Raw genomic sequence first — 16,558 nt, forward strand, 5'->3', positions numbered from 1 at the left:
TTTGTATTTTTATATAAATTTCTTAACTTTACTTATAATAAAATTACTGATGATAATTATGTTGAATTTTATCAGAATGTTACGTCAATTTACCGGGGATTTACTGCACAAAACCTTAATTATATCAAAAACTGACTATACCCTGCTGTGGAATCTCTATCAAAAAAAAAATATCACACCAGAGCTTCTTCTTTATTGTGAATACACTCAAAAAATTGCTCCGAGTGATGCACGCATTACAATGATAATTGGCTGTCTGCGCCTGTTACAAAACAAGGCATCAGCATCAGAAGCCTTTGGTTTTTTAGCTCAGAAATATCCCTCCAGTCTCTGCCATTTTTTACTTATTGCGAGCCATACATTTTTTTCACACTGGGCTCTCGCACACGATGCATGTAAAAATTTTCTTAGCCAGTTTACGCCTCCTTCACACCCGATTTTTGAAAAAACTCTTTCTTTAATCATTAAGAATATACCAGATATTTTTTTTACGGCATTTTCACTCACAGGGAAAATAACACTTTACTGCCACGATTATTCACAATTAAATGGCCTGACGGTTACCCTTGATCAGTATAAATTCGTACTACAACCAGCCAGAAATAAAATAATTATACGCCTCCCCTCTGACTGGAAGAGCGCAAAAATTCTTACAGTTTCAGCAAAAAATAAAAAAAATATTCGCTATACTTTCAACATTCCCACATTTCTTCATGTAAGAGGCTTCGCAGAAATCTCTGGTTGCCATATCACTGGCTGGGTATGCTGCGACACTGATCCCGAACGCGATATCAGCCTTCTGATATCATCTATGCAGGATAAAGAATATTTTCTTCTGAAAAGAATAAAAATTTCGCAAAAAAAATACTCTGATGTTAGTTTTCTCAAAGAAGATTCTGAAAAGCATTATTTCTCTTTTTTTCTTCCTTCCTTAAGAAAAAACGCGGGTCTTTTATTTGTAAAAACTGACAATGGTAAAAATCTGTATGGTAGTCCTGTCTCTCTCTCATTATTTCAAAACATGGCATATCGTTATGCGTTAGAAACAGAAAGAAATTTCCCGGCTATATTCCTGACCGCCCCTGACAACACCAGGAAAACATTACCAGCCGACCTAAAACCCGCCTGCATTATCGTCCCTGTTTATAATGGCTTTACCGTCACACAAACCTGCCTGCGGCAACTCAAAAAATTTAAACCGGCTTCGGTCCGCCTGATTCTGGTCAATGACGCCTCTACAGATAGACGCATTCATTCACTTCTCTTTTTATATCAAAAACTTATACCTGATACCGTTATTATTCAGCATCAGAGAAATCAGGGCTTTCCTGCCACTGCCAATACCGGCCTCAAAGCCCGTTATAAAAATGAGGATGTTCTTTTACTCAATAGCGATACTATTGTTTCAGAAAGATTTTTTAAAAAACTTCAGTTGACAGCCTATATAACTTCAGACATCGGCACGGTAACACCTTTATCCAACAGTGCAACAATATTCAGTTATCCCGAAATCAATATTAGTACACCCGTTCCCACTGTAAAAAAATGCGCCGAACTTGATCAGCTGGCTGAAAAAATCTGGCAAAGCGAGGTGCCGGAAGTACCAACCGCACATGGTTTTTGTATGTATATAAAAGCAGAGTGCCTGCAGGAAACAGGACTTTTCAGATATGATGCCTTTGCACAGGGATATGGAGAAGAAAACGATTTTTCACGGCGCGCCGCTGCTTTAGGCTGGCGCCACGTTGCCTGTCCTGGTGTTTATGTCGGACATGCAGAAGGACAGTCTTTCAGCTCCGTAAAAAAAGATCTGATAAGGCATAATTTAAAAATTCTTAACGCCATGCATCCTGGCTACGATGAACTTGTACAGTCATGGCTGCGGTGCGACCCGCTTCTCCCTTTTCGTCGTATGATGGACATCGCTCTTTTTTCAAAAAATAATCTATTTTCACAATCAGTTTTACTTGTCACACATGACCGTGCAGGTGGTTTATCAAAACATATTGGCGAACGTGCAAAACACTACCTGGTTCACAATATCCATCCCTTTTCACTCAAACCCATTACCTCTGAATCCGGTGTCCCTTTATGGAAGCTGGAAGACATTCCCAACAATGATTATCGCAATCTGATTTTACCACGCAGTGCCAAAGCACTAAATGCACTTCTGAGAAAAATTAAATGCTCAAAAATTGAAATTCACAGCTACATTGGTCACGGCATTAAAAAAATTTACGAACTTACTAGCCTTGATATTCCCTATGACGTTTTTATTCATGATTACTCGTGGTTCTGCCCGCGCATTACATTAACAACACCTTCTGCACATTATTGCGGAGAGCCTAGGCTGACCTGCTGTCAGGCGTGCTTTAATTCCAGCTCACAGGGCGACACAACCGGTGACACCACCAAAATAAAAATATTAAAACAATACACTCATAAAATTTTAAAAAATGCACAAAAAAATTATGCTCCTTCAAAAGATGCAGGAGAGCGCATCTGCCGGCAGCTGAATATCAAACCGAGCATACGCCCCTGGGAAAAAATATCCGGAAATGAAACACTGACTTTCACTCCCCGGACAAAAGGAAAAAACCGCCATGTTGGTATAATGGGGGCTATCGGGCCTGAAAAAGGCTACTATCAGCTCCTCCATCTGGCACAACTGGCAGCCACCATTAATGCCCCTGTGCATTTTATTCTTGTGGGTTACAGCTGTAATGACCAGGAGCTTCTGGCAACAGGGAAAGTAACCATCACAGGCCCCTACCAGGAATATGAAATTACAGAGCTGACAAACAAGCACTGCATCGACTGGTTTTTTCTGCCTTCAGTCTGGCCTGAAACATGGTCATATGTTCTCACACAGATATGGACAGCAATGCGCCCTGTCATAGCATATGATATCGGTGCACAGGCTGAACGTATCAGAAAAACACATAATGGCACAGTAGTACCCTTACATACCCGGCCACTTCAGCTGCTCATAGTTTTGCACAACCCTTCTCTGTGGGCGACACAACAATCATTACCCTCTCCGGGAGAAAATACTCTTCCACCCCTGAGATCGTAGCCCCCCACCAGACTCGCTTTTTCTCAGAGCTGCCCCTTGCCTGTCATATTTTTTGTAATGTTATGACGAGGTCTGGTTCTCAAAGCATCCAAACGGCACGGGATAACATCACCCCGTTACTGACACTCATCCGACAAAGGCGCTGCCAGCTCATCAAGTTCAGCCATAGCAGATTCTGCACTTATAACCGGCACATCAGAGGCCATAACACCTGCACCAGCATGCTCAGGCACTGAACCTGCCAGGTGTCGTGTCACACGAAATGCCGTCACAACAGCGAGTGTACCAAAAATAATCACCCCGGCAGCCTGACCAAGCTGCACTCCACCAGGACCATAATGCTGCCCGGCCCAGACGAAAGGCACTGTACCCAAAGTTGCCCGCCCCCAGTTAAAGGCCGTCGAATACAGCGGGTGTCCCAGATTGTTAAAGGCCGCATTCGCCACAAACAGCATACCAACAAACAAATAACTACCAATGGTCAGCGAACAGAACAGGTGAATAAGCATGGCCCCATCACCCTGGGCGTTAAAAATAACGACAACATAATGTTGCAGACTGGCCAGAATAACCCACGTCACGCCAATACTCACCAGAACAAGCTTCAGAGCTGCTGTCAGTGTCTCTCTGACACGGTGATAAAGGCCGGCTCCCATATTTTGCGCCATGATAGGCCCCACTGACCCTGTCAGCGCAAATACGAGAGAAAATAATACAGGGGTTGTACGCTCAATAGAGGCCTGACCACCAACAGCATCCAGACCAAAGCGCGCCATCGCCTGAGTCACGTAAACACCGCCAACAGGTGTAGCCAGATTTGTAAGAATGGCAGGCATAGCCACTGAAGCAACGCGCCTGGTATCAGCCAGAATACGGGACGGAACGGGCCAGCACAGCATATCATGCCGTAATGCGCCTTTAAGGCCCAGAGCAGCCACAGCCAGCCTTGAAAGGATCGTACTGATGGCGGCACCGGTCAGCCCCTCATGCAGCCCAAAAATCATAATCGGATCAAGGATTGCCGATATCACCGCCCCGACGAGCGTAATATGCATGGACCCTTTGGCATCACCTACCACTCTCATGAGGGAAGAACAGCCCATCCCCATACAGATCAGCGGCAGAAATGGACTGACAACACACAGATAATGCGTCGCCTGACGTAGAGCCTCATCCTTCGCCCCAAGCAGGCACAAAAGAGGATGTGCAGCAAAAGCGGTTAAAACACCGAGTAAAGCCGTTAAAAGCAACGTCACAGTCAGAGCTGAAGATGCTGTTCCCCTGGCATCATCATGATGGCCGGCACCAATAAGACGCCCGGTTGCGGCACTTATTCCGATAGTCAGACCAATAGAAACAGCAATCTGCAGGCCTATCACAGCCCCGGCAAAACCAATGGCTGCCGTTAGCGCTGGTTGTCCCAGATGCGCAATATAGACCATATTGAGCATATCAACGGCAAAAACAGCCATGAGACCAATTGCCCCGGTACCTGCCATAACCAGAACATGCCGCATAATACTGCCAGTCGTAAAACAGGCTTTGCGTCCGGATGTCAGGCCGTCTTTCGACATATTTCTTCCACTTCTGTGCTTACTGGCACCATTATAACAAATTCAACTTTAAGGTTTTTTCTCCGCACGAGCCAGAGCATGGGGCAGAAATTGCCCGATCCGGCGAAAAAGCAGGATGCTGAACAGGCTCAGTGCCGGTTACAGACTCGGGCAAAAAAAGCGGCGGGGAAAACAGGTGGCGCAATACTCATGATGTGACCAGTCGTTAGAGAACCCTTGATTATGACGCAAGGGCACACGTGCCGCCTTACAGATTTTGTTGCTATTTTTTTGACCTTATAGATGACAACCGGCGCTGTGGTTGCTAAAGACCGGCCCGTCTCACCGCCTGTTTAAAGCTCACCCGAAAAGAGCAGGGAACCATCACCATCATGAAGATTGTCGCCTGTAACAGCAACCTCCCGCTGGCTGAAGCCGTCGCAAAAGAACTCAGCCTGCCCCTTTGCAATGTCACTGTGCGGCGTTTTGCTGACATGGAAGTCTTTGTAGAGATCCATGAAAATGTGCGTGGCGAGGATGTCTTTGTTATCCAGAGCACATGTACACCCACCAATGATAACCTGATGGAACTCCTGGTCATGCTCGATGCGCTGCGTCGTGGCTCGGCCCGTCGTATCACAGCAGTCATCCCCTATTTCGGTTATGCCCGTCAGGACCGCAAATCAGGCCCCCGCACCCCTATCAGTGCCAAGCTTGTTGCCAACCTTCTGGTTGAAGCCGGTGCCAGCCGTATTCTGACCCTTGACCTCCACGCTATGCAGATTCAGGGCTTCTTTGATATTCCGGTTGATAACCTTTATGCCGCGCCTCTCTTTGTACGCGATATTCTGGACCGCTACGGTAAACGCGACCTGATGATTGTCTCCCCTGATGTCGGCGGTGTGGTGCGCGCCCGTCAGCTGGCCCAGCGACTGAACACAGATCTCGCCATTATCGATAAACGCCGTGAACGTGCGGGTGTCTCTGAGGTCATGAATGTTATTGGTGATGTACGCGGCCGCCATTGCCTGCTGGTCGATGATATTGTTGATAGCGGTGGCTCACTGTGCAACGCAGCACAGGCTATTGCCAATAATGGGGCCGCCTCAGTTGGTGCTTATGTAACGCATGGTGTCCTGACAGGTAATGCTGTTGAACGTATTGCAAACTCCTGCATTGAAATGCTGACGCTCACCGACAGCATCAGAGAAACAGAAGCAGTTGCAGCCGCGCCAAATATCCGTCAGGTTACTATTGCTGGTCTGCTCGCCCGCGCTATGCGTGCTGTGGCTGACGAAAGCTCTGTCTCGTCTCTTTTCGACTGAGGATCTATGCCCTTACTTGAATTACGCTCATACTGGTACCTGCGTCATGGCCAGACTGACTGGAATCGTGATGGCCTCTCTCAGGGACGAACCAACATTCCCCTGAATATCACGGGTGCCGCGCAGGCACAGGCTGCCGTTGAGCTGGTTCTGGGCGGGCTTAAGAAACACGTGCCCTTCACCCATATTGTCAGCTCTCCGCTTGACCGTGCTTTTCAGACGGCCGTCACCGTGCGTGACGGGCTGATTGAACGGGGTTTAAAGCCAATGCCTGTCACCACAGATGAACACCTGCAGGAGGTCTGCTTTGGTGAGCAGGAAGGCCAGCCGATGGGAGACTGGTACGACAGCTGGATTGCAGGCGAATATACGCCTGATGGTGCAGAAAAATTTTCTGACCTGCGCGAACGGGCCGTACGAGCCGTAAACCGCGCCACTCATGGTGGCGGTGTACCGCTGATCGTTGGCCATGGTGCCGTATTCAGGGCTCTGCGCGCTGCCATGCACCTGCCGGCCAATGTCAGGCTGCCCAATGCAACGCCTTTATGGCTTGAGCCTGGCCGTGCCCCGAACCTGCCATGGCATCTGACCATGATGTCTGAATAGCCAGCTAAAAATTATTAAGTGACGAAAGGCGGTTAATCTGTTTGTGCTGGTTAACCGCCCTCCGTGATACGTCCCGAAAAGAATTTACAACTAAATAACTCTGGCCTCTGGTAGTTGGACGTGGCATTGCTCAGCATCATGCAAAATGCCTCCTCTCATTCCCGGCCATCATGGTTTCAGCGTCTGTACACCCGTGTTTGTGCCCACGCCGCGAGCCCTCATGCACCTGCATGGCTGGCTTTTCTGACATTCTGCGAAGCCAGCTTTTTCCCCCTCCCTCCCGAAACTCTGCTGATACCTATGGTGCTGGCACGCCGTGAATATGCCTGGCGTTATGCCTTTATCTGCACTGTGTTCAGCGTATTCGGGGCCTTACTGGGGTGGCTGATCGGGGCCATGCTGCTTGACCTCATAGCACGCCCTATTGTGCATTTTTACCATGCTGAACACACACTGATCTCGCTGCAGGAGAAATTTCGTCAGTGGGGTGTCTGGTTTATTCTGCTCAAAGGACTCACACCCATTCCCTTCAAGCTGGTTACTATTGCCAGCGGTATGGCGCATTTTGCATTACTGCCATTTATTGTCGCCTGTACGGTGACACGCGGGCTACGTTTTTTTCTGGTCGCAGGCCTGCTGAAACAGTTTGGCCCCTCCATTGAAAAATTTATCGAAACCCGCCTGCCTCTGGTCATGGGTGCTGCAGCCATTGTCTTTATCAGCGGCTTCCTTCTCTTACATTACCTGTAACAGAAAAGAACGTATCCGGGCTCAGCTCTTGCAGTAAAACGCAGGAAAAGGCACACAAGACTCCCTATTCTCTGATGCCGCTTTATTGCAGGAGCTTCATTATGCCCTCTCAGATCGCTGTTATCACTGGTGCCGGTACAGGCATTGGTCGTGCTGCCGCCCGGGCTCTGGGACGAGCCGGCTTTGACATTGCGCTGATCGGACGCAATGAAGAACGACTGGCTGAAGCCGTACAAGACCTGCATGAGCACGCCATTAAAACGATGACCTTTGCCCTTGATGTGACCAGCTCTGAGGCCTTACGTCAGGCTGCTGAGCAGATCGAAAACGAACTTGGCCCGATTGCCGTCTGGGTGAACTGTGCCGGTGCAACAGTTATCGGGCAGGTCACATCACTCTGCGCACAGGACATTCAGCGCGCAACGGACGTCACATATATGGGTAGCGTCAATGGCACCCTCGCTGCACTGGAGCATATGCGCCGACGCAGCCAGGGAGTTATTATTAACCTCGATCTGGCCCCGTCTTTACGTGACATGCCGCTTCAGGCTGCTGAGAATGGCGCCCGGGCGGCTCTTCGTGCTTTCTGTAACAGCCTGCGCGCTGAACTGCTTCACGATGCTGATGCCATTCGTGTAGTGACTGTTGATCTGCCTGCAATCAATACACCGCGCTACCGGTGGACACGTAACACAACAGGCCAGACACTTCGCCCTGCAGGGCCAGTCTATGAGCCTGAAGTCGCTGCCGAAGCTATTTGCCGCGCTGCTTTTACAACCAGCGACACAATATCGGTCGGTCCTGAAGCAATCCTGTCATTTTTGCATAAAATTACCGGTACCGGTTACAGCATCAAAAAACTGGCACAAAAAGGGTACAAAGCACAGTTGAGTAAAGTCTATGCACCTGACCACGCAGCAGACAACCTCTATACCTCACCTGCGGGCATTATGGGTGCACATGGCGACTTTGACAGTAAAACAAGACGCGCTGACAGCCCTCTGTCATTCTATATACCCTCAAGCCTTCTTGCAGGGTTAAAGGGGGCACTCCTGGCGATCGGCCTGACCAGCCTGATCACGCATTTTATCAACACAAAAGAAAAACAAAACCACCACTGAGAGAACTGCGTTTCATATAACATCTGATCCTGTATCACCCGGAGAGTTCTGATGTCTTTGCTGTTGCTTCGTCGTCGTACAACACTTGCCCTGTCTGCCCTGCTTCTTAGTTGTGGCTTTCAGTCATCCCGGGCACAGGCTCAGACAACCCCTCTGACACTGCAGGGAAACCTGATCTACCGTGAACGCATATTGCTACCTGCAGCCCGGGCTGAGGTTCGCCTGCTTGATGTCAGCACAATTTCAAAGGCGCCGGCTGTCATCTCAACTGACAGCATGGATATTAACCAGCAGGTACCGGTACCATTTCATCTGAGTATAAACCGCAACCTTTTTAAGCCTGGACACACCTACGCTTTATCTGCCGTTATTTTTGTTGATGGACAGCCCTGGTTTAAAACACCCTCACCAGCTCCGGTCAGTTTAAAAACCAGTAAAGACATCACGATCATACTGCGCAGAGAAGTGACACAGCCCTTACCCCATACTCTTAAAGGTTCATGGCACACCGATAAAATTGGCCAGACCTCACTGCGTGACGGCACCATCACACCAACTCTGGACCTGCATGGAGACGGTGCTGTAAGCGGATCAACAGTCTGTAACACCATAAAAGGCCGCTATACGGCCACGGGTCAAACAATAGCATTTTCTGCAGTCGCAAGCACAAAAATGGCCTGTGCTGACAGCACAGTAACCCAGCGCGAGAGAGCTTTTTTGCATAGCCTGGAAACTGTAAAAAACTGGGAAATCAGTTCACAGGGTGAAATACTGACCCTGAGTAATCAGGCAAAAGAACCTCTGCTCGTTTTTCATCGCCAGTCTCACCTGCCACTGAAGTAAGTCAGCGCTATAATGCCCACTGCCTGAGCAGGGCTTCAAGCTGCTCGGGCAAAATGACAAACGGAACATCCCAGGTCGTTGAGGGGGGCTCCGTCTCACCGCGTATTTCCTGATATGTCAGGCCACGAATACCTGCAATAAAAGCATAAAATGTATCTGGCATAGTCGCAGGTGCTAAAATGCCAACCTTTGTCCCGGCCGCACAAAATACTATGCTGCTCATGCCTGCTCCCATCACCCCCACAACACAGGCGGCATTCCGGAAAAGCTTAATCTGCTCAAGCAATGTTAAAGCTGCGGGGTCAACCGTTATAAAGCCATAGCGTATCAGAAGAGCCTGTATCTGCTCTTCATGAGCAAGGCTGCGTCGGCTACCGGGACGAGCAATATATAATCTGAGTGGAGAACCAGAGAACATTGCCGCACTCATTTGCTCATTACGCTCAAAGCAAAGAGGAGACATATACACACCGTGATCTGTCAGCCCCTCAACCAGTGTAAGAGTTCTGAAATAACGAACCTCATCATTTCCAAGAGACAGATACTGATAATACCGTGGTGAAGAGAGGGCGACAGAATCACGTATTACTGCCTGCATTGCGCCTGATACCTGCGGCACCACCAGACAGCTGTAAGACCCCACCCGCTCAGCCCGCCAGAGCCTGGGCAAAAGTTCAACCAGCCAGTGACCATAATTATGATCTCCCCGCTTTCGCAAAAGCAGGCTGGGTTTTTCTTCCGGCACACTCTCGGTTTTTGACAGAACACGCTCATACGCTCGCTGACACTCTGCCGCACTATGCTGCGCTATTGTTTGTATAATCAGCTCATTATCGCGGGTAAAAACCAGCCCCTCTTCAGTCACATAAACATCTGAAAGACGGCGTATAATAAAAGGGCGGGGCATATGCTGCCCTGTATGCCACCCGGCATGCATAGCCTGTAAAACATCATCCGGCACAAGATGCAGGTTTTGTACGGCGGGAGAAGGCTGAAAAAATGCGGGAGAGAAGAGCTCTGCCAGAGTTTGCCCGGCGGCTGCTTTCAAATCAACCGTCTTCACAGAAGACAGATCTTTTTTCATCTTATAATTATCTTCTTCTTTACTTTTAATAATAAAAATTAAATAATAACCCTCATTAGATAAATATTATTTTAATAAATATATAACCTGGCGATTTTCATGATACCCTCTTCTCTACTTATACAAATTCTTGGTGAAAACCCTTTATCAACACAAAAAGAGATAATTTCTGTCCCCAAAGATCTTTTTATATTTCTGCTTCATACTTACATGATGCAGCAACCTTTTAATGAAGCACAATATCTGAAAACAAACCCGGATGTAGCCGAAGCTGTAAACAGAGGCGCTATAGATTCCGGCCTGACACATTTTCTCAATGCAGGGTACTGGGAGGAGCGCGAGGGCGGCTCGTATAAATTTTCTGAAGACTGGTACCTGCGACAAAACCCTGACGTCGCTGTCTCGGTACGTCTTGGGGAAATCATTTCAGGCAAAAAACACTACCACTTATATGGCAAATCGGAATGGAGATGCCCTTCGCCCGAACTCAGTGATGAATACGAACTCTGGAAAGCCTTTCTTCGTCCCTCCGCAAAAAAAGAATAAAATTTTATACCTGTCGCTCACTCATGCAGTGCTTCAAAACATTGCATGATCTCTTCATCATTCACAGCGTCCAGCACAGACGGAGACCAGCGCGGAGTATTGTCACGATCAATCAACCTGCTCCTCACACCTTCTGAAAAATCGTGACGCCTGAGGAGATGCCCGACAAGACACTCCTCCTGAGAGAAAGCATCCGCCAGCGCAGGCAGTGTTCTGGCCCGGTGCCAGGCTTCCCACGACAGACATAATGAGAACGGACAGGCCCGTGCAATCAGATCGCGGTCTTTCTGCGCCTCCTCCCCCGATATGCAGGCAAGCTTTTCTAAAGCTGATGGCAGGTCAGGGGCGTCAAAACAGACATCCAGCTCTGATGCTCTGGCAGGCACAACATGCGGCACAGCAGCAAAAACATCTTCAGGCATACGATGCTCAAGTTCTGACACAAGAGCAGGCAGAGTGTCAGACTGCATCAGGTAATCAGCAAAACCACCGGTCACAGCCTGCTGAGGGGTCATCACTCCACCTGTCACAGCAAGACGCAGACCAAAAAAACCGGGCGCGCGGGAAAGAATCCATGATCCGCCGGCATCAGGCGTTAAACCTATTCCCGTTTCCGGCATCGCCAGCACAGAACGCTCTGTAACAACGCGATAAGCAGCATGACCACCCAGACCAATACCACCCCCCATGGCAATACCATCCATGAGCGATACAACCGGCCTGGAAAACGCAGCAATGCGCCTCATCACAGCATAGGTTGCCAGCATTTTCTGATAGATCTCTGCCGTCTCACCCCGGGCAATATGAGCATAAATCGCTTTCAGGTCTCCACCGGCGCAAAAAGCGCGGGCTTCAACACCCTGTAAAACTATAACACGAACCGAAAGATCCTGTTCCCAGGCATCAAGCACGCGACCAATACCGCAGGCCATCTCATAATCAACAGCATTAAGCTGGCGGGGGCGGTTAAGAATGATGCGGCCAAGGTGACCTTTTTGCTGTGTAAGCACCACCGGGGTGAGAGAAAGATGCGTTTCTGTCATTGCTTTCCTTCTTTATTCCTACACGCAAAACACCCGAATACTATACCAGAGGAGGATAAATATTCCCTCAAAGTCACTCCTGCCACACTGCTATGTCGCGCCCTGATGCTGCCGTTAATGTTATCATGACGGATAACTCTGCAATGTTACGGACAGCACTTCTTCAGCAGTATGCAATATACAAATATGCCACCTATTTTACGGGCCGGTGTCAACAGCAACTATCAAATACACGCAGCTTTGACCACAAACGCACCTGTCCCGAACGCGGCCTGAACTTTTTTGACTGTCTTCTTCAGCGTGTTGTAGAAGTCAGCATACATAGTGTATGTATTTATACAGTGCAGGCTCTGACCATTCATGAAAAAGCCGCAGGGCTGGTTTATTTCAACCGTAATCATCACCCGCTGCTACATACTCCGGTTTCATAACCTGCCCGGACACCCTTTAAGGAAAAAAGATGGCTCAGCAACCCGACAATAAATCTCCAAGCCAGGATGTGCCTGTCATTACAGTAAAAGCGCTTATCATTATTCATATATTCATCGCAATTTTTCTGGCATTAGGCAGCTGGATCTGCTGGTCTATACCGCAATAACGATCAGATTTCAGGCGACATTATGCCCTGCGAACCACGCGCATAACGGTCTCGGCCGTAACAAAGAACACCCCTCCCATCAGGGCAATCCAGAATGACACGGGTGCATTCGTATACCAGGAAAGCACCAGCCCTGCCCAGGCTTCCGTAACAGCCAGAAAGGCAGAACAGAGCAAGCCTGCGAATGGTGGCAGGCCAAGACGAAGAACAGCTGCCGCCGGTGCGACCATCAACGTAAAGACAAGTAATATGCCGGTTACCTGAGCGCACTCAGCCGTTGTAATAGCCACGAGCATCAAAAACAAAATGCCCATTACACGCAGGTTAACACCCCTGGCTTCTGCCAGCTCAGGCTGAAGCGTCGCAAATAAAAGCGGACGCGACAAGAAGCCCAGGACAGCCAGACTCAACATGCTTAAAGCTGCGAGCCAGGTGAGTACAGACCAGCTCACACCAAAAATATCACCAAAAAGCAAAGCCGCGGATGCGCCTGCTGCATGTGTAAAAAAGTGCAGAAACAAGGCACCCAGCCCCAGAGCAAGCGAGAGAACCAGCCCGATCACAACATCTCGCCCGGCAATACGCTCACCGGCAAGCCCCATAAGCAAGCCACCGGCGAGCGTTCCACCAGCCATGCCTGCTAAAGGCGACAAACCAAGCAGCAGAGCACCGGTCGCGCCGGCAAAACCAACATGAGAGAGTGCATGACTGGCAAAAGTCTGCCCACGTAACACCAGAAACCAGCCCACAGGCCCGCACACCATAGCCACCAGAAAGGCCGCCAGAAATGCAATCTGCATAAACTCATAATGAAGCATTATGGTGATGCCCTGTACAATCATGAGACTGAAAAAGGCCACCGCCTCCTTCAGCAACAACAAATAAACGCTGACCAACCTTAAGCACTTCAACCGGTGCACCATAAAGTGCCGTCAGGGTCTCTGACGTAATAACCTCACGCACCGGCCCAAGTAAGGCTTTGCCTCCGGCCAGGTATAAAACGTAATCCATAAACCCAAGAAGCGGATTAATATCATGTGCTGACAGCAACACGGTCATATTACGCTTGCGGGCGAGAGTGTGGATACGTGTGACTGTGTCAGACATTCTGGCCGGATCAAGGCTGGCCATCGGCTCATCAAGCAGCAGGAGGGACGGATCATCAAGCAACACCTGCGCCAGAAGCAGGCGCTGACGCTGCCCGCCAGAAAGAGTAGCAACTGGACGATGAGCGAGAGAAAGAGCATCAACCGCCGCCAGAGCAGCCTCGGCGGCAGCGCGCCTCTTGCGCCCTCCCCATGGCAGCCCGGGCACCTGCCCGCGGTAAGCCGCCTCGACCATACTCAGACCACTCAGCTGTCCCCCCGGCATGTTTCTCATCTGGGGCATATAGCCGGCAGCAGAATTACCACGGCGAACCTTGCGACCTTCAAACAATATCGTGCCGGCTCCTGGTGCCTCAAGCCCCAGAATACCACGAAACAGAGTTGTTTTTCCCGCACCATTAGCACCAAGAACGCCAACAAAACTCCCCTGGGGAATTTTAAAGCTGACATCCCGCAAAACATCGTGACCACCGCGTGAAAGTGTCACGTGTGAAAACTCAAGTGCAGGTATCGTCACTTTTTTACCTCAAGCAAGCCGGCAGCCTGCTCCACTGTATCACTCACCCATTGTTGCCAGTGTAAACCCTGTGGCATTGTTTCGGACACAGCCAGAACCGGCACTCCCTCCTGCTTTGCCATTGCGACCAGACGTTCAACTGAAGGACGATTAACCTGGGAATTATAAATAAGCAGGTTAATCCGATGTTGCCTGATATCATCTTCAAACATCGCCACTTCGGATGGTGCCGGCTCGACATCATTCATCACTGCAAGCTGAAAACCCTGCCGTTTCATCCTGAGGCCCATACGATCAGCCAGAGGCGTAAAAACCTGTTCAGTCGCTGCAACAGGCTGCCCGGACACTTCAGAACGTGCTGTAGCTATTACATTTTTAACCTGATCCACTGCTGCCTGCAGCCTCTGCCCCCGTACAGCATAAGCCGAAGCATGTGACGGATCAGCCTTCTGACACGCCGCGACAAAAGCCTTTATGAAGGCCTCAACTGCACTGATATTATACCATAAATGAACATTATCCCCCTCATGCCAGTCAGCCACATCCTGCACACGCAGCACAGGGAATGCAGCGGGAGAACGTGTACGGGCAAGGCGCTCCATCCATGCATCGTATCCGGCACCATTGGCGATAACGAGAGTGGCGTCACTCACCATACGCCCTTCTGCCGGGCCAGGCTCATAAAGATGCGGGTCTGACACAGGTCGCGACAGAACAGAGGTCACTGTCATATCAGGGCCGGTAATCTGGGCAGCCAGATCAGCCCACATATTTTCAGCTGCAACAACAGAAGGCTTATCCTGCACAGAAGCCAAAACCATAGATGGCAGAAAACTCCATACGGTTAAGCCAAGCACCGTCAGTGACAAAAACCGCATAAAACTACCCTGCCCCGGCTATTCCGGCCCTTATATACAGTGACTGCTTACTAAACGGCATCACTCAGAGAATGTGATATTATAACATATCTTGTAAACAAGACAAAACGCTTCATATGCTGAACTGAATCGCCTGTTACACATATCTGCTTTATAAGCTCTGACATCAGTCAAAAACGATAAGGGACACCCTGCATCATGCCCGGCCACACATCCTGCTCATCTGACTGTCAGAGCGAGATAACAACACCTGTAGAAGAATTACTCGATAAAGCCGCAGCACTTTGTGCCCGCAATGGCAGTCGCCTTACACCACAACGCAGAGAAATTCTTAGCCTTATTCTCAGCGCAGGCAAGCCTGTTGGGGCATATGATCTGCTTGAGCAAATTAAAACACCAGAACGTAAGCCAGCCCCGCCAACGGTCTACCGTGCTTTAGAATTTCTGCTTGAACACGGTCTCATTCACCGTATTGAGCGTCTTTCTGCTTTTGTACCCTGTGTGCATCTGCTGCATGCGCATCATACAGACGACTGCTCACAAAAATATAAAGATGACACGCCTCATTTACATACAGCGCAGTTTCTGATCTGCCGCGAATGCAAAAGCACGTCAGAGATCAGCACACCACATATTCTTGAAGCCATAAAACAATCATGCCAGCCCCGGGGCTTTATCGCACAAAATGCTTTTATAGAAATTGAGGGGCTGTGTTCAGGGTGCGCCGAAAAAAAATGACGCCCCCTGGAAACACAAAAACTATAAAGAAATTTTACGCTTTACGACTGCGGGTTGTTTTCGTCTTTGCTCTGGCAGCAGGTTTAGACGCAACCTTACGGCTGCGTGATGTCTTAGCTGCACTGGCTTTTTCGGCTTCAGCGGCAGCTTCAGCGGCCAGGCGTTCATAACGCTTACGGCGCCGTGTTTCCTGGACAATACGCAGCTTTTCTACAGCTGACAGACGAACTCTGGTCTCTTCAGCCTGAACCACTTTTTTCTTTACCGCTTTGGGCTTTTCAACAACCGGCTCAATAATTTTGACTGTCTTTGTTACTTTTTTGGTCGTGGCAGCTGCCCGGCCACGCGCTGCCGGTACAGGAGCAGCAACCTCAGGCTTTGCCTTTGCCACTCTTTTCTTCTTCACAACCACAGGCGCGACAACTTCCTCCTTCACCACAGGAGCTGCAACCCGCGCAGCTGCTTTTTTCTTCACCGGCGCAGCCCTGCTGCTTTTAACCGGAGCCGGCGCTGCACTTTTTGCCGGTGCAACTTTTTTAGAAGTTTTTGTCTTAACAGGTGCCTCAGCTTTAGCGGCTGCTACTTTTTTAACAGTTGCACGACGTGATGGACGCTGAGAAGAAATATCCTCCTCTGCTACTGCCTCCACAACACGACTACGACGAGAAGACGTTGTTTTCTTTACCGGTGTTGCTTTCGCACGCGTTGTAACTTTACGTTTTTCTCTGCCGCTCATGAAACCCTCTCTTTTTTAAATTATAAAAAACATCAGCA

16 protein-coding genes are annotated in these 16,558 nt (G+C 49.3%); 9 read left to right on the forward strand and 7 right to left on the reverse strand.

Annotated elements, in window-relative coordinates; translation table 11 throughout:
* Positions 1–1,021 precede the first annotated feature (1,021 nt).
* Entirely contained in the window at positions 1,022–3,076 is a 2,055-nt protein-coding gene (locus HK25_RS00005) for a glycosyltransferase (protein WP_158092900.1), read from the forward strand.
* Between the two features lie 116 nt (positions 3,077–3,192).
* Here HK25_RS00005 and HK25_RS00010 read toward each other — a convergent pair whose 3' ends face one another.
* Positions 3,193–4,650: an MATE family efflux transporter gene (locus tag HK25_RS00010; RefSeq protein ID WP_233127517.1), complete on the reverse strand. Its 1,458-nt coding sequence runs from the start codon at positions 4,648–4,650 to the stop codon at positions 3,193–3,195.
* A 371-nt stretch (positions 4,651–5,021) separates the two neighbouring features.
* On the opposite strand from HK25_RS00010, the gene HK25_RS00015 reads away from it, so the two are divergent.
* The 5 genes from HK25_RS00015 to HK25_RS00035 all read left to right on the forward strand — a co-directional run bounded on the left by HK25_RS00015 (position 5,022) and on the right by HK25_RS00035 (position 9,274).
* Positions 5,022–5,954, forward strand: coding sequence for a ribose-phosphate pyrophosphokinase (locus HK25_RS00015; protein WP_086555257.1), 933 nt, complete (start codon positions 5,022–5,024; stop codon positions 5,952–5,954).
* 6 nt (positions 5,955–5,960) lie between these two features.
* Positions 5,961–6,560, forward strand: a complete 600-nt coding sequence (locus HK25_RS00020; protein ID WP_086555258.1) for a histidine phosphatase family protein — start codon at positions 5,961–5,963, stop codon at positions 6,558–6,560.
* A gap of 138 nt (positions 6,561–6,698) precedes the next feature.
* Positions 6,699–7,310, forward strand: a complete 612-nt coding sequence (locus HK25_RS00025) for a YqaA family protein (RefSeq protein WP_086634883.1) — start codon at positions 6,699–6,701, stop codon at positions 7,308–7,310.
* A 101-nt stretch (positions 7,311–7,411) separates the two neighbouring features.
* Positions 7,412–8,431 carry an SDR family oxidoreductase gene (locus HK25_RS00030; protein ID WP_086634884.1) on the forward strand — a complete coding sequence of 340 codons (1,020 nt, stop codon included), beginning with the start codon at positions 7,412–7,414 and terminating at the stop codon, positions 8,429–8,431.
* A 51-nt stretch (positions 8,432–8,482) separates the two neighbouring features.
* Complete coding sequence (locus HK25_RS00035; protein ID WP_086634885.1) at positions 8,483–9,274, forward strand: META domain-containing protein; 792 nt, start codon at positions 8,483–8,485, stop codon at positions 9,272–9,274.
* A 7-nt stretch (positions 9,275–9,281) separates the two neighbouring features.
* On the opposite strand, the gene HK25_RS00040 is transcribed toward HK25_RS00035, so the two are convergent.
* Positions 9,282–10,358 (reverse strand): DUF563 domain-containing protein, encoded by a 1,077-nt coding sequence (locus HK25_RS00040; protein ID WP_086634886.1) that lies wholly within the window; start codon positions 10,356–10,358, stop codon positions 9,282–9,284.
* 99 nt (positions 10,359–10,457) lie between these two features.
* On the opposite strand from HK25_RS00040, the gene HK25_RS00045 reads away from it, so the two are divergent.
* Positions 10,458–10,904 (forward strand): hypothetical protein, encoded by a 447-nt coding sequence (locus HK25_RS00045; RefSeq protein ID WP_086634887.1) that lies wholly within the window; start codon positions 10,458–10,460, stop codon positions 10,902–10,904.
* 17 nt (positions 10,905–10,921) lie between these two features.
* On the opposite strand, the gene HK25_RS00050 is transcribed toward HK25_RS00045, so the two are convergent.
* Complete coding sequence (locus HK25_RS00050; RefSeq protein ID WP_086634888.1) at positions 10,922–11,947, reverse strand: enoyl-CoA hydratase/isomerase family protein; 1,026 nt, start codon at positions 11,945–11,947, stop codon at positions 10,922–10,924.
* A gap of 92 nt (positions 11,948–12,039) precedes the next feature.
* Between HK25_RS00050 and HK25_RS00055 the strand changes: the two genes are divergently transcribed.
* Entirely contained in the window at positions 12,040–12,378 is a 339-nt protein-coding gene (locus tag HK25_RS00055) for a hypothetical protein (RefSeq protein WP_086634889.1), read from the forward strand.
* Positions 12,379–12,565: 187 nt separating this feature from the next.
* On the opposite strand, the gene HK25_RS00060 is transcribed toward HK25_RS00055, so the two are convergent.
* From HK25_RS00060 to HK25_RS00070, 3 genes are read right to left on the reverse strand one after another with little or no spacing between them, the layout of a single operon-like run.
* Positions 12,566–13,363: a metal ABC transporter permease gene (locus HK25_RS00060; protein ID WP_086634890.1), complete on the reverse strand. Its 798-nt coding sequence runs from the start codon at positions 13,361–13,363 to the stop codon at positions 12,566–12,568.
* Entirely contained in the window at positions 13,350–14,168 is an 819-nt protein-coding gene (locus HK25_RS00065) for a metal ABC transporter ATP-binding protein (protein WP_086634891.1), read from the reverse strand. The genes HK25_RS00060 and HK25_RS00065 overlap by 14 nt, the downstream gene beginning before the upstream one ends.
* On the reverse strand, positions 14,165–14,989 hold the full coding sequence (locus HK25_RS00070) for a metal ABC transporter solute-binding protein, Zn/Mn family (protein ID WP_233127518.1): 825 nt from the start codon (positions 14,987–14,989) through the stop codon (positions 14,165–14,167). The genes HK25_RS00065 and HK25_RS00070 overlap by 4 nt, the downstream gene beginning before the upstream one ends.
* 255 nt (positions 14,990–15,244) lie before the next feature.
* Here HK25_RS00070 and HK25_RS00075 point away from each other — a divergent pair, with 255 nt between their 5' ends.
* Positions 15,245–15,784, forward strand: a complete 540-nt coding sequence (locus tag HK25_RS00075; protein WP_086555268.1) for a transcriptional repressor — start codon at positions 15,245–15,247, stop codon at positions 15,782–15,784.
* A 34-nt stretch (positions 15,785–15,818) separates the two neighbouring features.
* On the opposite strand, the gene HK25_RS00080 is transcribed toward HK25_RS00075, so the two are convergent.
* Complete coding sequence (locus tag HK25_RS00080; RefSeq protein WP_086634892.1) at positions 15,819–16,520, reverse strand: hypothetical protein; 702 nt, start codon at positions 16,518–16,520, stop codon at positions 15,819–15,821.
* Between the last annotated feature and the right edge of the window lie 38 nt (positions 16,521–16,558).

The sequence above is a fragment of the Acetobacter sp. DsW_059 genome (genome assembly GCF_002153695.1).
Taxonomy (GTDB): Bacteria; Pseudomonadota; Alphaproteobacteria; order Acetobacterales; family Acetobacteraceae; genus Acetobacter; species Acetobacter thailandicus.

Coding starts and splice junctions, on each gene's coding strand:
- HK25_RS00005 (WP_158092900.1), top strand. CDS start 1,022: ATGGCATATCGTTATGCGTTAGAAACAGAAAGAAATTTCCCGGCTATA.
- HK25_RS00010 (WP_233127517.1), bottom strand. CDS start 4,650: ATGTCGAAAGACGGCCTGACATCCGGACGCAAAGCCTGTTTTACGACT.
- HK25_RS00015 (WP_086555257.1), top strand. CDS start 5,022: ATGAAGATTGTCGCCTGTAACAGCAACCTCCCGCTGGCTGAAGCCGTC.
- HK25_RS00020 (WP_086555258.1), top strand. CDS start 5,961: ATGCCCTTACTTGAATTACGCTCATACTGGTACCTGCGTCATGGCCAG.
- HK25_RS00025 (WP_086634883.1), top strand. CDS start 6,699: ATGCAAAATGCCTCCTCTCATTCCCGGCCATCATGGTTTCAGCGTCTG.
- HK25_RS00030 (WP_086634884.1), top strand. CDS start 7,412: ATGCCCTCTCAGATCGCTGTTATCACTGGTGCCGGTACAGGCATTGGT.
- HK25_RS00035 (WP_086634885.1), top strand. CDS start 8,483: ATGTCTTTGCTGTTGCTTCGTCGTCGTACAACACTTGCCCTGTCTGCC.
- HK25_RS00040 (WP_086634886.1), bottom strand. CDS start 10,358: ATGAAAAAAGATCTGTCTTCTGTGAAGACGGTTGATTTGAAAGCAGCC.
- HK25_RS00045 (WP_086634887.1), top strand. CDS start 10,458: ATGATACCCTCTTCTCTACTTATACAAATTCTTGGTGAAAACCCTTTA.
- HK25_RS00050 (WP_086634888.1), bottom strand. CDS start 11,947: ATGACAGAAACGCATCTTTCTCTCACCCCGGTGGTGCTTACACAGCAA.
- HK25_RS00055 (WP_086634889.1), top strand. CDS start 12,040: ATGTCGCGCCCTGATGCTGCCGTTAATGTTATCATGACGGATAACTCT.
- HK25_RS00060 (WP_086634890.1), bottom strand. CDS start 13,363: ATGCTTCATTATGAGTTTATGCAGATTGCATTTCTGGCGGCCTTTCTG.
- HK25_RS00070 (WP_233127518.1), bottom strand. CDS start 14,989: ATGGTTTTGGCTTCTGTGCAGGATAAGCCTTCTGTTGTTGCAGCTGAA.
- HK25_RS00075 (WP_086555268.1), top strand. CDS start 15,245: ATGCCCGGCCACACATCCTGCTCATCTGACTGTCAGAGCGAGATAACA.
- HK25_RS00080 (WP_086634892.1), bottom strand. CDS start 16,520: ATGAGCGGCAGAGAAAAACGTAAAGTTACAACGCGTGCGAAAGCAACA.